Genomic DNA, 16,478 nt, shown 5'->3' with positions numbered 1-16,478 from the left:
AATGAGAATTATTATAACAGGTGCTCGAGGCTTTTTAGGCACACATATTAATTCCGAACTTTCTAATGATTATGAGATTATAACGATTTCAAGGAGCGGAGCTGATTTGAATGTTGACTTAGCAAAGGCAATCCCAGATTTACCACCAGCTGATTTGATTGTACATTGTGCAGGCAAGGCGCACTCTGTTCCTAAAACCGAATTAGAGAAACAAGCTTTCTTTGAGGTAAATCTCACTGGAACTGCCAATTTATTAAAAGGGTTAGAATTAGCTTCAAGCTTACCCAGATCTTTTGTTTTCATCAGTACTGTTGCTGTTTATGGCAAGGAAAGTGGAACGATGATCACTGAAAATCATCCTTTAAATGCTAGCGACCCTTACGGACAAAGTAAAATTCAGGCGGAAAAATTAATACAAGATTGGTGCAGTGAAAAACATGTAGTTTGCACCATATTGAGGTTGCCCCTTTTGGTTGGAAATAATCCACCAGGTAACTTAGGTGCGATGATTAAGGGTATTACAAAAGGTTATTATTTTAACATTGCTGGAGGTAGCGCAAAAAAAAGCATGGTGCTTGCAGAAGATGTTGCTAAAATTATTCCTGAAGTAGCAAAGATTGGAGGTATATTTAATCTTACAGATGGCTATCACCCCACATTTGCAGAATTATCATCTTCAATCGCTAAAAAGATTGGCAAGGCGGCCGGCATGAATCTCCCATTTTGGGCTGCAAATATTATGGCAAAGTTTGGAGATTTATTGGGCAATAAAGCGCCAATTAATTCGAGAAAAATGGGAAAAATAATATCAGATCTCACTTTCGATGATTCAAAAGCAAAAAAAGACTTAAATTGGAACCCCAAACCAGTGCTAACTGGATGGAATAATATAAATAGATGAAAATAGCATTAATAACAGGAATAACGGGGCAGGATGGTGCCTACCTTGCAGATTTATTATTAAAAAAAGGATATGAGGTTCACGGGGTTAAACGCCGTAGTTCATTATTCAATACAGACCGGATCGATCATTTATACCAGGATCCACATGAAAATAATGTGAAGTTTAAATTACATTATGGCGATTTAACTGATTCTACTAATCTGATTCGAATCGTGCAAGAAGTACAGCCAGATGAAATCTACAACTTAGGCGCCATGAGTCATGTGAAGGTTTCCTTCGATTCACCAGAATATGTGGCGAATGTGGATGGTATTGGTACCTTAAGGATATTGGAAGCCGTTAGAATTTTAGGTTTGGAAAAGAAAACGAGAATTTATCAGGCCTCTACTTCTGAATTGTATGGCGGAATGCCTGAAAATAAAAATGCGCAAGGTTTTTATGATGAAAATTCACCATTTTATCCACGTTCTCCATACGGAGTAGCTAAGATCTATGGCTTCTGGATTACTAAAAACTACCGCGAAGCTTACAATATGTTTGCCTGTAATGGTATTTTATTTAACCATGAAAGTCCGTTAAGAGGTGAAACCTTTGTTACGCGTAAAATTACCAGAGCTACTGCTAAAATTGCCTTAGGTTTGCAGGATAAATTATTCTTAGGTAATCTAGATGCGCTACGCGATTGGGGACATGCGAAAGATTATGTAGAGGCGATGTGGTTGATTTTACAACAAGATGTTCCTGAAGATTATGTGATTGCTACTGGTGTGACCACCTCAGTAAGGGATTTCGTAAAAATGTCTTTCCAGCAGGTTGGGGTAGAACTGGAGTTTAAAGGAACGGGTGTAGAAGAAAGAGCCTATGTGATTTCTTGTGCCAGTGCAGATTATCAACTTAAAATAGGTAAAGAAGTAGTGGCTGTTGACCCTGCTTACTTTAGGCCTACGGAGGTTGATTTATTGATTGGAGACCCAACCAAATCAAAAACTAAATTAGGTTGGAAACCTCAATATGATTTAGCAGGGCTGGTGGAAGACATGATGGCTGCTGATGTCACTCATTTCAAAAAAGAACTGATGCTAAAAGCAGCAGGCTATAGTGTTAAGAACCAATTTGAGTAAGAATTCTATAAAAGGAGGTTGCTTTCCCGAGAAATAGGAGCGTGCTGTCATTCTTCTCCGATGAATCGGAGCACGCTCTGGCAATGAAGAATCAAAGAATGAATAAAACAGATAAAATTTATATTGCCGGCCACCGCGGAATGGTGGGTTCTGCTATCTTGCGTAACCTCGAAAGCCAGGGTTTTGACAACATTGTCACTCGCACATCTAAAGAATTAGATTTGAGAGACGCTTTAGCTGTAGCTGAATTTTTCAAAACCGAAAAACCAGATTATGTATTTTTGGCGGCCGCAAAGGTGGGTGGTATTGTGGCCAATAATACCTACCGGGCGGATTTTTTATATGAAAACCTGATGATCCAAAATAATGTGATTCATCAGGCCTACCTTAGCAATGTCTCTAAATTGATGTTTTTAGGTTCATCCTGCATTTATCCGAAGATGGCACCCCAGCCATTGAAAGAAGAATATTTATTAACTGGCGAGCTGGAACCCACCAATGAGCCTTATGCGATTGCGAAGATTGCGGGCATCAAAATGTGCGACGCCTATCGTGACCAGTATGGCTGCAATTTTGTATCTGTGATGCCGACCAATCTTTACGGCCCAAATGACAATTATGATTTAAACAATTCACATGTATTGCCTGCAATGTTACGTAAGTTTATTGTAGCTAAGCAAAACAAAGATCAAAGTGTAACCATCTGGGGTACAGGAACACCGAAACGGGAGTTCTTACACGCCGACGATTTAGCAGAAGCCTGTGTGTATTTAATGAATCACTACAATGAGCCTGGCTTGGTGAATATTGGTGTGGGTGAAGACGTATCAATCCTGGATTTAGCTAGGTTGGTAAAGGAGATAGTGGGATTTGAGGGGGAGATTCTAACAGACACAACTAAGCCAGACGGTACGCCAAGGAAATTGATGGATGTAAGTAAGCTTAATGCAATGGGCTGGAAAGCAAGTACCTCATTAAAGGAAGGCATACAAAAAGTATATAACGAAGTAAAAAATAATGACTGGCAATAATAATACCCATATTCTGATTATGGCCGGCGGTGTCGGTTCACGCTTTTGGCCCAAAAGCCGAAATCATTTTCCCAAACAATTCATCGATATTTTAGGCTTGGGCAAATCCTTGTTGCAGCTGACCTACGAACGGTTTTTAACTATTTGCCCGAATGAGCAGATTTATATTTTAACCAATTCCGATTATGCGGGTTTAGTAAAGGAACAATTGCCAACTATTTTAGAGCAAAACATTTTATTAGAACCAAGTCGCAATAATACAGCGCCCTGTATTGCCTACGCCAGTTACAAAATCTCAAAAAGCAATCCTCAAGCCAATATATTGGTGGCACCTTCGGATCATTTGATTTTGAAAGAAGATGTGTTTTTGCAGAAGGTAGCGCAAGGCTTAGATTATGCGGCCAGTAATGAAGCATTGATTACTTTGGGGATTAGCCCTACAAGGCCGGATACAGGTTATGGGTATATCAAGTTTATTCAAGAGCAAGAAGTAAAGGCTGAGGAGCAAGGATTAGGGAGCAAGGAGCAAGGAGCGGAGATAAGAAAAGTAACTGCTTTTATGGAAAAACCCTCGCTTGAAAAAGCGCAAGCTTATTTAACAAGTGGAGATTACGTATGGAATGCAGGTATTTTTATTTGGTCAGCAAAAGCAATAAAAAATGCTTTTGCAAGTTATGCTCCAGAAATAGCGGCTTTATTTGAAGCAGGTGATGACTATTATAATACAGCAGAAGAGAGCAATTTCATCCTGGAACATTATCCTTCAGCTCCCAATATCTCTATTGACTACGCCATTATGGAAAAGGCAGACAATGTTTATACGATCCCGGCCGATATTGGCTGGTCGGATTTAGGCACCTGGGCATCCTTACATGGCGTGGCCGAAAAAGATCAAAATAACAATGCGATTAGTTGTGCCCAAATAAATATTACAGCCACGGAAGATTGTTTAATTCAGTTACCTGCTGGCAAAGCTGCGGTAATTAAGGGATTAACGAATTTTATTGTAGTTGATGATGGTAAGGTTTTGTTGATCTATCCAAAATCTGATGAACAAGAAATTAAACAAGTAGCTGGACAAATGGTGGCAGATTTTGGAAATGATTTTAGGTAAATGTGCTGTGTTACTTTTTTAGAGGGGTGATAATCCAATTTTATTTAATATAGAGTGATTGTGATTTAATAAAAACCAATTACACTATACTAAAGTCAAGTTCTGGACAACATGATGAGATTTCTCCTCGCAATGCTCGTTCGAAAAGACGGTAATAATGGGTTTAAACGGTAGGACAACCAGTATCCTTTCTTTCCCTCTCTTCAACGAGAGGGATTGTTGCTAGTTTAGTACAAGCACTAAATTGATAGGGTGAGGTTTATCGCTAATTTGTACAAATTTCCTCCCTATACTACAGATGTGAAATCGGTGAAGGTGAGTTCGAAAATACATTATGAAGTAGGCTTATGTGTAATAATTATTATCTTCGCCATTATAAATTATGACTACATATCTATCTGCTTTAATTATATTGGTTGCCTTATTTGCACTGGAGCTTGGCTATTTCCAAATCGCCGATCGATTCAATATCATTGATAAACCCAATCACCGCAGTTCACATACTTCGGTCACCATTCGTGGCGGCGGAATTATCTTTAGTCTGGCAGCGATGATCTCTTTTTTCTGCTTCGGTTTTGCGTTTCCTTATTTTATACTGGGATTGGTGTTGATTAGTTTAATCAGTTTCCTCGATGATATCTTTACGCTAAATAACAAGGTGAGGCTCAGCATTCATTTAATTGCGGTATTATTGATGTTTTATCAATGGGGTCTTTTCGGGCTGGCCTGGTATTGGATTCCATTTGCTCTGATCTTTGTGATTGGGACGATCAATGCCTATAATTTTATGGATGGCATCAATGGCATTACCGGTGGTTATAGTTTAATGGCTGTTGCTACGCTATATTACATCAATGAAAAAGTCATCAGTTTTACTTCTTCAGATTTATTAATCACCATTGCGCTATCCTTATTGGTGTTCAATTTTTTTAATTTCAGGAAGAAAGCCAAATGTTTTGCCGGCGATGTGGGCAGTGTGAGCATTGCTTTTATTATTGTCTTCCTGATTGGCCAATTAATTATTCAAACGGAAAACTTCAACTACATTTTATTACTGTTATTTTATGGCTTAGATGCGGTGAGTACCATCGCCTTCAGGCTGATTAGAAAAGAAAACATATTTGAGGCCCATCGCAGTCACTTTTATCAATATTTAGCCAACCAACTCAAATGGAATCACCTGATCGTTTCGGGCCTATACATGTTGATCCAGTTATTGATTAATCTACTTCTTATCTTTTTGGTCGGTAATCACCTATGGTCGGCACTGTTATTGCTTGGAGCTTCTGGATTTCTATTTCTCACTGTTCGATTTGCAACAGAGGGAAAAGAAAGATTGTTTCATTTGAAGTCGTGATATGAATAAATGGGTAATTTATGGTGGAGGCGGTCATGCCAGGGTGATTGCAGACGCAATTAGATTAAATCAAGACCAGGTAGCTAACTTTTTTGATGATAACGAAGATTTAAAAAAAATGGCTGGCAAGCCTGTTGTCTCCTATCACGAAAACCATATGCCAGAAGCCAAAATGATTATTGGGATCGGGAATAATAAAATTAGAAGAGCGATTACACAATATATTGTACATGAATTTGGCGTGCTGATTCATCCCGATGCGACGGTTTCGGATGATGTTTTGATTGGAGAAGGAACGGTGATTTTGGCGGGTGCGGTAATACAATCTGGCGCTGTAATTGGAAAACACGTGGTGATCAATGCCAATGTAACCGTAGATCATGATGCCATTATTGGCGATTTTTGCAGCATCTACCCGAATAGTTATATTGGTGGAGCAGCAAATATTGGTGCAGGAGTAACGATTGAAGCTTGTACGGCTATTCCTCGTTTGGCCACTATAGATGCCGTTTTTGATATTATGGAGCCAGATTTATTTTAGCTGATTTTAAATGCCTATCTTTACTAAAATTTAGCCTATTGTATTTTGTTTACTCAATTTAATATTGTCCCACGCTGGGTCATTTTCATTCTGGATCTGATCATCTCGTCTTTGTCTTTGGTTTTTGCTTATTCATTAAAGCATAATCTCGATTTAACTGCCGTGGAAATTCCGGAACTTGCCAGGAATCTTCTCGTAATGGGAATGATCACTGTGGCTGTTTTCTTTCATATCAAAACCTTTACCGGCATCATCAGGTATACCAGTGCGCAGGATTCGTTTCGGATTCTCATTTCTGTGGTGATTGCCAACGGTACTTTCTTTGTGATGAATCTGATTGGCATCACCTTTTTCAACTATCCGCTTATCTCCACAACGATTCTAATTACCAATGGCTTAACCAGCTTTCTATTGCTGATGACTTACCGGGTATTGATCAAATACTTTTTTCTTTACATCAAAAACTTAAACCTGGACAAAAAGAAGGTAATTATTTACGGCGCAGGTGAAGCCGGTTTAGCCACGAAACGGACTTTTGATCATGATGGGAGTGTTAATAAAACGATTGTCGCTTTTGTGGATGATGATGTGCGCAAAGTGGGCAAGACTATTGACGGGGTAAAGATTCTGGATGCAGCAACATTGCCACAACTGGTAGATAAACATGAACTGGATGAAATCATTTTTGCTTCATATACCATTCCGATCGAAAAGAAAGATGCGATTGTAGACATTTGCCTGGAGAACGATATCAAGGTACTTAATATTCCGCCATTAGATGTGTGGATGAATGGACAGCTGAAACCGGCACAAATCCAAAAGCTGAATATTGAAGATTTATTAAATCGGAAATCCATTAAGATTGATATTGAAGGCATTGGTCAGATGCTCAATAATAAACGCATTTTAATCACTGGCGCTGCAGGTTCCATTGGGAGTGAGATTGTACGCCAGCTTTCTAAATTTGATGTGGGCTTGATTATTCTTTGCGATCAATCGGAAACGGCTTTGCATGAGCTTTATTTAGAATTAGAAGAAACCAATAGCAGCAAAAACTTTCATGCTTTTGTAGGGGATGTTCGCGATGAGCAACGTATGGATAAGTTATTTGAAACTTACAAACCGCATTACGTTTATCACGCTGCCGCCTACAAACATGTGCCTTTAATGGAAGACAATCCGGCAGAGGCCATTAAGGCCAATGTGTTGGGTACCAAAACCATTGCAGATAAATCAGTGAAATACGGAGTGCAAAAGTTTGTGATGATTTCCACGGATAAGGCGGTTAACCCTACCAACATTATGGGCGCATCTAAACGCATTGCCGAAATTTATGTGCAATCGCTGAATAATTCTTTAAGCACAGATGGCTTTATCTTCAGTAACGGTTTGCAATATATCAATGAACTGAATGTAAAACCCATTACCAAATTTATCACCACCCGTTTCGGAAATGTATTGGGTTCCAATGGCTCCGTGATTCCAAGGTTCAGGCAGCAGATTGAAAAAGGAGGTCCTTTAACGGTCACCCATCCAGAGATTACCCGTTATTTTATGACGATTCCAGAAGCTTGCCGTTTGGTATTGGAGGCAGGTTGTATGGGGAAAGGTGGGGAAATTTTTGTATTCGATATGGGTAAATCGGTCAAGATTGTGGAACTGGCCAAAAAGATGATTCGCCTGGCCGGTTTAGAGCCCAATGTAGATGTGATGATCGAATATTCGGGTTTGAGGCCAGGAGAAAAACTCTACGAAGAATTACTTAATGATAATGAGAACACCTTGCCCACCCATCACGATCAGATTATGATTGGGAAAGTAAGGGAATATGTTTTCGAAGAAGTGGAGCGTCAGATATATGAATTGATTGCTTCAGCCAAATCAGATAACGACAGGCAGGTGGTGATCAACATGAAAAAACTGGTACCAGAGTTTAAGAGTAAGAATTCAATTTTTGAAGAATTGGATCAATTGCCTTAAACCTGAATGATATGATGAAAAATAAGATTTTACTGGCCGTTATGGTTTTTTTTTTAGCCTCCTGTGCTAAAGAAGTTAAAAATGAACAAGAGGTTTATTTTAACGATTTTGAAGGTCAGAACACGAAGGGGATCTCAAATGCCCTTGCCGAAAAATACAACGGATCAACCGTTTTAGGCCGTTATAATTCATCCGGTTTCGATTTAACTCTGAATGACCTTCCCGCTCATAAACTGGTAGAAATTTCCTTCGATTTATATATCCATGATAGCTGGGATGGAAATAAAACCAGCAAAGGTATTGATGGACCCGACATCTGGAAAATGATTGTGGATGGTAATCTTTATATTAATACCACATTTTCAAATGAAGATTGCGACAATAGCGGCTTCTGTCCGCCTCAATCTTATCCGAATGATTACCCCAATGCTTATCATAATCCTAAAAGCGGAGCGAGCAATACCAATCTGCCTGGCGTATGTAATCTGGCTGGCAAAATGGGTGGTACCACGCTTTATAAAATCAAAAAGGTGATTGAACATCAGCAAGCTAATTTGTTGATGCAATGCCGGGATCAACTCATTCAAACCAATGCGCCTGATCCAAAATGTGATGAAAGCTGGTCTATAGATAATCTGACAGTGAAAGTAATTAATTTATGAGAAAGCCGATTCAACTCATGCTCGCCTTGCTGTGTTTGGGCAATCTAGCTTATGGCCAAAGCCTTCCGGTAGGGAGTCAGGCCCTTGAAGATTATTATCGCAGGGCGCAGCTGGCCGGGAAATTAGATTCGACCATATCCTTTACCATCCGACCACTTATACCGTCTGCTGCTTTTAAAATAAAGGATTTTGCCTATCCTGATTCGCTCGAACAACGTTATAATCTTTTGGATGCGGATCATTCAGGCTTTTCAAAGAATGGAAAGCTAAAGTGGCAGTTATTGCCGATGAGTATTCAGTTGCAAACCAATTCCCATCACCCTTACGGTTGGAACGATGGAGCGATGATTCCTGCGAAGGGATTACAGTCTTTGCTTTCGGCGGGGATATATGCTGAATATGGTATACTGAGTGTTCAGTTTAAGCCGGAAGTGTTACTCGCGGCCAACAGTAGCTTCGATACCTTTGATAAAGACCATTACGATGTGATTACCGCCCGTTACTATGATTTTTATAATAACATAGATTTACCCGCCCGTTTCGGAAAATCGGGTATTACCAAAGCGTATTGGGGGCAAAGCAGCATTCGGTTAAATTATAAAGCCTTATCTTTTGGTTTGTCTACTGAGAATTTGTGGTGGGGTCCAGGCTTACGTAACTCATTGTTGATGAGCAATACCGCCCCTGGTTTTAAACACCTGACTTTAAATACACGTAAGCCAATTTCAACTCCTATAGGTTCTTTTGAAGGGCAGATTATTGCAGGCCGTTTGGAAGGCTCCGGTTATGGTGTGCTGGAACCAGAACGGGAATATTTTGGTCAGCCGCTTTATGTGGAAAAACCGAATGATTGGCGCTACCTTAGTGGTTTGGCGATTACCTGGCAACCTAAATGGGTACCTGGTTTATTTTTGGGTTTAACCCGAAGTGCGCAGACTTACAGCAATGGACTAAATAAATTTGGAGATTACTTGCCCTTTTTCTCGTCGAAGAAACAAGAAGCCGCTGCCGAGGCGATTAATAAACGCGACCAACGGAATTCTTATTTTATGCGTTGGTTGTGGACAGAAGAAAAGGCTGAAGTCTATTTCGAGTATGGAAGGAATAACTATTCGGGCAGTAGCAGTGATCTGGCTTTGGAACCGAACGTTTCCCGTGCTTATATATTTGGACTTAGGAAATTGTTTCCTTTCGGATCCAGAAAAGAAGAGCAACTGATGCTGAGTGCTGAAGTGACGCAATTACAGGAAACCAACATCGCTAAGGTGTTAAATTTAGAAAGTTGGTACAGCAGCAAAAGTGTGCGCCACGGCTACACCAACAGAGGGGAAGTTTTAGGTGCTGGGATTGGACCTGGGGCAAACATTCAATCCCTGGAAGTGAGCTGGGTAAAAGGATTGAAAAGACTTGGAATCAACTTTGAACGGCTGGTGCATAATAATGATTTCTATTATTATGCTTATGTAGATTCGAAAGATTACCGGAGGCATTGGGTTGACTTAAGTGTTGCGGCCAGCGGAGAATGGAATTACAAGAATTTTATTTTTAATGCGAAGCTTCAAGGCATCCAGTCTTTGAATTATCAGTGGTATTTGATACAGGCCCCCGGCGAATTATACATGACGCCAGGAAAGGATGCTTTTAATTTGCAGGTGCAAGCCGGCCTTACCTACCGTTTTTAATTTTGATAATCATGAAGAAGATTTTTAGCATAGGCTTGCTCGCTTTGGTATTGACTTACAGTTTCAATCTGAAGGCACAAACGGTAGCCGTTGGAACTACAATAGAAGATTATTACCGCCGCTTGCAGCTGTTGGGTCAACTGGATTCTTCAATTTCTTTTACCAACAGGCCCATTACTACTGAAGCGATTAAGAAAGATAATATTTTTGATCCGGAAGAACAATTGCTTAGGGAGGGCTGGCTGAAAAAATCAGGACCCGTTCATTTTGCTAAGGGTAAAGGAACATTTCAGATTTTGCCTTTCAGCTGGCAGCAACAATTCAATTCTCACCATCCTTTCGGTTGGAATGACGGACCGATGATTCCAGCGAAAGGCTATCAAACTTTAGTTTCCGGAGGTTTTTTTGCCAAAATAGGACCATTGAGTATTCAATTGAAACCAGAATATGTTTTTGCTCAAAACGCAAAGTTTGAAAGTTATGGCGAAAACCGGAATGATACAGAGCTAGGCGCATATTACGGAGGAAACAACAACTACATTGATAACCCAGAGCGATACGGCAATAATTCTTATTCCAAATTGGGATGGGGGCAGAGTAGCATTCGTTTAACAGTAGGTCCGGCTTCAGTAGGTTTATCCAATGAAAACATTTGGTGGGGCCCAGGCTTGAGAAATAGTTTAATGATGAGCAATAACGCTTCTGGTTTCAAACATGTTACGTTAAATACAGTAAGGCCAGTTAAGACTTATATTGGTTCATTCGAAGGTCAGATTATAGGAGGGCGATTGGAGTCTTCGGGATTCAGTCCTTTGGAGAATACCACATTATCAAGCGGAACTGTTGTATATGATAAGCCCCGTGAAGATTGGCGTTATTTAGGGGGATTGAACATCAGTTACCAACCAAAATGGGTTCCAGGTCTATTTCTAGGATTTACACGAACTTTCATGTCTTATGGAAGTGACTTGAACAAGTTGGCCGATTATGTCCCGTTTTTTATTCCTTTTCAAAAAACCAAAATAGGAGAAGGCGCTGGTGATGACGGTAATGCCCGTGATCAGCGAACTTCGCTTTATGGCAGATGGCTTTTTCCAAAGGCACATGCAGAAGTTTATTTTGAGTATGGCTTGAATGATAATTCTTATGATTTCAGAGACTTTATAGGTTCGCCCGATCACTCCAGGGCTTATCTTTTTGGCATCAAGAAAATGGTTCCATTAAAGAAGCATGAAGGAGAGTTTATCCAATTTAATGCAGAGATTACGCAGATGTCTCAAACCATTGATGGAACTTTGCTAAGATATGCAGGAGGTTTCTACTATCATGGAGAGGTCCGTCAAGGCTATACCAATAATGGAGAAGTTTTAGGTGCTGGATCTGGCACAGGCGGAAATCTGCAATCCTTCGAGCTAAGTTGGGTTAAAGGTTTCAAGAAGCTTGGTTTATCTTTTGATCGTTTGGAACACAACCGCGATTTTTATGACAATGCTCGTTTTGCAGCCGCCAAAGGTGGTAGCAGAAGCTGGGTAGATTTTGCTTTCGCTGCAGTTGGTGAATGGAATTACAAAAACCTTTTGTTTAACGCCAAGCTCCAGGGCATAAAATCTTTAAATTACCAGTGGAGGCAAAAGGATCTTACGGAGAGCCAATATTATATTCCGCATAATACTGTATATAATTTTCAAGGACAGTTAGGGGTTACTTATCGGTTTTAGATTTGTAAATCTACAGATAAAGAGGCTGTAGCTATAGATATTTTTGTCACCCTGAGCTTGTCGAAGGACCTATTTAAATACACTTTAAAGTGTTTCGACATACTCAACATAACATATCCTGGAGGGTTGGGGTTACAAATCCCGACCAGCTGGAAACCTCTACTTGTAATCCTGAGCTTGTCGAAGGACCTGTTCAAATACGCTTTGAGGTGTTTTGACAGGCTCAACATGACAGCTTCGGGAGAGACGGGATTACAAAATCCTGATTAGCTGGAAACCTCTACTTGTCATCCTGAGCTTGTCGAAGGACCTGTTCAAATACGCTTTGAGGTGTTTTGACAGGCTCAACATGACAGCTTCGGGAGAGACGGGATTACAAAATCCTGATTAGCTGGAAACCTCTACTTGTCATCCTGAGCTTGTCGAAGGACCTGTTCAAATACGCTTTGAGGTGTTTTGACAGGCTCAACATGACAGCTTCGGGAGAGACGGGATTACAAAATCCTGATTAGCTGGAAACCTCTACTTGTCATCCTGAGCTTGTCGAAGGACCTGTTCAAATACGCTTTGAGGTGTTTTGACAGGCTCAACATGACAGCTTCGGGAGAGACGGGATTACAAAATTCTGATTAGCTGGAAACATCTGCTTGTCATCCTGAGCTTGTCGAAGGATCTATTAAAATAAGCTTTAAGGTGTTTCAAACTCAACATGACAGATCTGGAGAGACGGGATTACAAATGCTCATTAGCTGAAAACATCTACTTGTCATCCTGAGCTTTTCGAAGAACCTGTTCAAATACACTTTAAGGTGTTTCCACAGGCTCAACATGACAGATCGGAGAGTTGGGATTAAGGTGTTTCGACAGGTTCGGTGCCGATAGGCGGGCGTGGGTTCTATTGAGCCTCTAACTCAGGTTTCTTCCTTATTAACAAAATTAAACAAAACAGGGCGCCAATCACAAGGCCGCCTATCGCGATTCCGCTAGCGTACCTCATCCGGTTTTTCTTTAATGGCAGTTCAGGTTCATCTACTATTTGGAAAGTTGGCGTTTCCTGCATCAGCATAGACCTGCTTACTTCCAGGTTTTTAATAATTTCAGAATAGATGGTTTGAAGCACTCTTTTATCGCGTTCCTGAAGCTCAGCACCTACACCTAAAGTTGCAAACGCCGGGTTTGCATCCAGCATAATGGCATTGGCACCGGCAGCTGCATAAGTTTTTCTATTGAGCAATCTTCCGATACTATCAGCACGGCTTTGAAACCTGTTTACATTAGTCCGTAACCGCTTGGTCTTTGTTTCAATGTAAAACCTGGTCGCCTCATCAATGAGTCTGGTACAAATTAAACTGGCCAGTTCTTCATTTTTAAGTGTTGCTGTAAGTGCAAAGAAACCAAGTTTTTTATCCGGTTTGCTGACAGAAAGTTCTTTTTCAGCAAGTTTTCTGATCATTTCATGTAGCAAACTATCTTGTAACCGGCTGTAATTCCTGGTATCTGGTGGAAACATGATCGTTTCCTTTTTGACGTTGGTTTTTAAATCTTTCCAATCTGCCTTAAGTTTATAAGCATCGGCATATTTATCGGCCAAAGTATATTTGCCTCCACTATCCAAAGGTGTCAGAAGCGTTTGTTTCAGCATTTTTTGACTGGTAAGGAGCTGAAGCACATTATCTCCTGCAAGTACCCCACTGGTTCCACCTGTTAATCCGCCAATATCAAAGCCCATTTGGCCAGCAAGTGAAGATAGCAATCCACCCCCGCCCGATTTACCCTCTTCTACAACAAAGGTAAGCTTTGCCGTATAGGTAACTGGCCAAAGGTAAGCCATAACCGCACCTAAGGCACCACCGATTAATCCTATTATCAGAATTCTGATTTTGAACTTCCAAAGGTAATTAAGATCTTTTTTACGGGCACTGATCATTTTTGCGAAAGAAAAATCTTCCTCAGCCGTGATGTATTTTTTATCGTTTTCAGCAACTGACATAATTTATTTAAATAAGATGGCAATTAAACTTACGATGCCAGTTAATGCAGACGCTATAGTGGTAATCTCTGCGAAGCCCAGTTTGTTTTTGCCAGTCTTTTCCGGAACAATTATTTGGCTACCCGCTGTTACTTTTGGATAGTTTTTGATAAACAGGAAGCTCTTTACCGGAGCGTTTATGCCATTAGGATATTTAATATAGGCGCCTTTTAACCTTGCACTCTCGGTAATACCTCCTGCTGCATCAACATAATATTTGAAATTTGAATTGGCGTATCTCAATAGTTGTGGGTTATTTACTGCACCATTCACTTCTACAAAAGGTTGGTTTTTAGGAATGAAGAGACTATCTCCAGGCATTAAAATGGTCGCATCTTTGGCCTGTCTTTTTCTTTTTCCTGTTAAATCCATATCTACCCGTACGCCATTCCTGTAAACCTGAGTGTTTTCAAGCGAACCCATTGGGGTAATTCCACCGGCACGTTTAATAAATTCCATTCCTGTTTCATCTCTTCTTTGCTGCGCATAATCGCCCGGAAATAGTACCTCTCCTTGTACCTTTACATTGCCAATAGAACGATAGTTGACCAAGCGGGGCACATAGATGTAATCAAGAGGTTCTAAGAGGAAATTTCCATCTGAAGTACTCAGTGCCGAATCCAGATTCAGCGTAATGATATTAACCAGCTTATTGGATAAGGTATCGGTCAGATCTTTTACTAATCTGGATATTTCAATTCTATGATTTGCTGCATCATTCTGGAACCCTTTAGCCATGCTTACTACATCTGCAACACTCATCCCTTTTCTATACTGGAAGGTGCCCGGTGCCCGAACATAACCAGCGATGCTAATGGAGGTTTCATCTCTGAGATCTTTGGTGGAGGTGATAAATACCGAATCTTCTCTCATTAATGCAATATCCTGTATCTTTCCAGACATTATATTTCCTAAATTAAAGGAAATCATTTCCTTTTCCAGGCTTGGTGTAATCCTTTTAATATAACCATTTCCTAAGTTAGCATCATCCCGAAGCCCATCGGCTTTGGCGATTAATGATTTTAGGGTAACCCCTTGATTCAACTCAAATGTACCAGGTCTATATACGGCTCCTTCTATCACCACGCGATTAGCAAAGCGTTCCAATATGGCGCCAATATAAACTGAGTCTGCGTTTTTTAAGGTATAGCGATCAAACATATCTGAAGAAATATCTTTAACGCTTCTTTCCTTTGGCCCAACTTGAGTAACCTTTGCTATTCCTTTATAGGCCAGATCTGCAAAACCTCCTGCATAAGTAATTAAATCGGCCAGCGTTTCTGCGTTTTTAAGTTCATAACTACCTGGTCTTTTTACCGCACCGTCTATGGCAACTCTGGTATCATATACTGGTATCCTGATCACATCCTGATCCCGCAGACTTACATTTTCGCTTTGAATTCCCTTTTGAAGAAAATTGTATAAGTCAACGGTTTGAATAACCCGGTTATTTCTAATCAATTCAATTTTACGCAATGAACCGCGATAGGTAGGGCCACCACTTTGGTACAAGGCATTAAAAAGTGTTGATAAAGACGAAACGGTATAGGTGCCTGGTGTGGCCACGTCGCCGATGATGGTAACCCTGATGCTTCTAACTGTTCCTAAATTCACAGTCAATTTGGTTTGTCCGGATGATAGCGCTGGATAAGCCTTGGCCATTTTCGCTCTGATTTGACTCGTTGCTTGTTCAATACTTAAGCCATTCACATAAACTAAACCCGCATATGGAATTTTTACAGTTCCTTCGGGGCTCACTTTGGCATTGGTGGTACTTTCGTTTACTCCTGTTAGCAAAATAGCCAATTCATCATCTGGGCCTAAGACATAATTTTTAGGTGTTGCAATTCTAATATTGGGTTCAAACTTGATGTTTGGGTTGCTAAAAAACTCGTAACCATATATTGGGCTGCTTTTCTTTATCGGCTTTGCTTCGGTGATTCTGGTGGTATCGCGGTTTTGATTTCCCTGAGGCTTAGCAGCCGGAGTACTGGTAGCGGCCGCCTTTGCCGTTTTTCCTCCGGAAGAGAGTTCGGCAAGTCGTTCTTTGTATTTGTCAACTTCTGCAGGATCCATGCCTCTTGCCACAAGTAATTTAATTGCATCAGCTTCGGAAATTCCAGAAGCCTCAAATCTTTTCGATATCTCCAGAATTTGTGCATCAGATAACTGTTCAACCCTCACTTTACTCAGATTATCGACAGATATTTGTGCGAATAATGACGTAGTGGCCAATAACATAACCAATAGAAAAGCACAGTAGATAAATTTTAAGCGCATGAATTGAATTTTAATGGTAATATAGCTGCAAATATAAGTTAAAAACTGATGCATCGTTT

At 40.4% G+C, this 16,478-nt stretch carries 12 protein-coding genes; 10 read left to right on the top strand and 2 right to left on the bottom strand.

The window, feature by feature from the left end; all coding sequences use genetic code 11:
- Nucleotide 1 precedes the first annotated feature (1 nt).
- From ACZZZK_RS11855 to ACZZZK_RS11810, 10 genes are all read left to right on the top strand, one after another.
- The gene (locus ACZZZK_RS11855; protein WP_463484315.1) at nucleotides 2-901 is read left to right on the top strand and encodes an NAD-dependent epimerase/dehydratase family protein; all 900 of its coding nucleotides are present in this window, start codon (nucleotides 2-4) and stop codon (nucleotides 899-901) included.
- Nucleotides 898-2,025, top strand: coding sequence for a GDP-mannose 4,6-dehydratase (gmd, locus tag ACZZZK_RS11850; RefSeq protein WP_463484314.1), 1,128 nt, complete (start codon nucleotides 898-900; stop codon nucleotides 2,023-2,025). Before ACZZZK_RS11855 ends, gmd begins: the two co-directional genes overlap by 4 nt.
- A 98-nt stretch (nucleotides 2,026-2,123) precedes the next feature.
- Nucleotides 2,124-3,056: a GDP-L-fucose synthase gene (fcl, locus tag ACZZZK_RS11845; protein ID WP_463484313.1), complete on the top strand. Its 933-nt coding sequence runs from the start codon at nucleotides 2,124-2,126 to the stop codon at nucleotides 3,054-3,056.
- Nucleotides 3,043-4,170: a mannose-1-phosphate guanylyltransferase gene (locus ACZZZK_RS11840; RefSeq protein ID WP_463484312.1), complete on the top strand. Its 1,128-nt coding sequence runs from the start codon at nucleotides 3,043-3,045 to the stop codon at nucleotides 4,168-4,170. The genes fcl and ACZZZK_RS11840 overlap by 14 nt, the downstream gene beginning before the upstream one ends.
- 382 nt (nucleotides 4,171-4,552) lie before the next feature.
- On the top strand, nucleotides 4,553-5,527 hold the full coding sequence (locus ACZZZK_RS11835; RefSeq protein ID WP_463484311.1) for an MraY family glycosyltransferase: 975 nt from the start codon (nucleotides 4,553-4,555) through the stop codon (nucleotides 5,525-5,527).
- A gap of 1 nt (nucleotide 5,528) precedes the next feature.
- Nucleotides 5,529-6,068, top strand: coding sequence for a PglD-related sugar-binding protein (locus ACZZZK_RS11830; RefSeq protein WP_463484310.1), 540 nt, complete (start codon nucleotides 5,529-5,531; stop codon nucleotides 6,066-6,068).
- A 45-nt stretch (nucleotides 6,069-6,113) separates the two neighbouring features.
- On the top strand, nucleotides 6,114-8,048 hold the full coding sequence (locus ACZZZK_RS11825) for a polysaccharide biosynthesis protein (RefSeq protein ID WP_463484309.1): 1,935 nt from the start codon (nucleotides 6,114-6,116) through the stop codon (nucleotides 8,046-8,048).
- Between the two features lie 11 nt (nucleotides 8,049-8,059).
- Nucleotides 8,060-8,710 (top strand): hypothetical protein, encoded by a 651-nt coding sequence (locus ACZZZK_RS11820; protein ID WP_463484308.1) that lies wholly within the window; start codon nucleotides 8,060-8,062, stop codon nucleotides 8,708-8,710.
- Nucleotides 8,707-10,392, top strand: coding sequence for a capsule assembly Wzi family protein (locus tag ACZZZK_RS11815; protein ID WP_463484307.1), 1,686 nt, complete (start codon nucleotides 8,707-8,709; stop codon nucleotides 10,390-10,392). Before ACZZZK_RS11820 ends, ACZZZK_RS11815 begins: the two co-directional genes overlap by 4 nt.
- Nucleotides 10,393-10,403: 11 nt before the next feature.
- Nucleotides 10,404-12,110, top strand: a complete 1,707-nt coding sequence (locus tag ACZZZK_RS11810; RefSeq protein ID WP_463484306.1) for a capsule assembly Wzi family protein — start codon at nucleotides 10,404-10,406, stop codon at nucleotides 12,108-12,110.
- A gap of 895 nt (nucleotides 12,111-13,005) precedes the next feature.
- Here ACZZZK_RS11810 and ACZZZK_RS11805 read toward each other — a convergent pair.
- Together ACZZZK_RS11805 and ACZZZK_RS11800 are read right to left on the bottom strand one after the other, a co-directional pair.
- Entirely contained in the window at nucleotides 13,006-14,100 is a 1,095-nt protein-coding gene (locus ACZZZK_RS11805) for a hypothetical protein (RefSeq protein ID WP_463484305.1), read from the bottom strand.
- 3 nt (nucleotides 14,101-14,103) lie between these two features.
- Nucleotides 14,104-16,419: an SLBB domain-containing protein gene (locus ACZZZK_RS11800; protein WP_463484304.1), complete on the bottom strand. Its 2,316-nt coding sequence runs from the start codon at nucleotides 16,417-16,419 to the stop codon at nucleotides 14,104-14,106.
- Between the last annotated feature and the right edge of the window lie 59 nt (nucleotides 16,420-16,478).

This window comes from Pedobacter sp. AC163, assembly GCF_979258665.1.
Note: the sequence above shows the minus strand (reverse complement) of the source record. Positions and strands in the feature narration are given on the sequence as shown.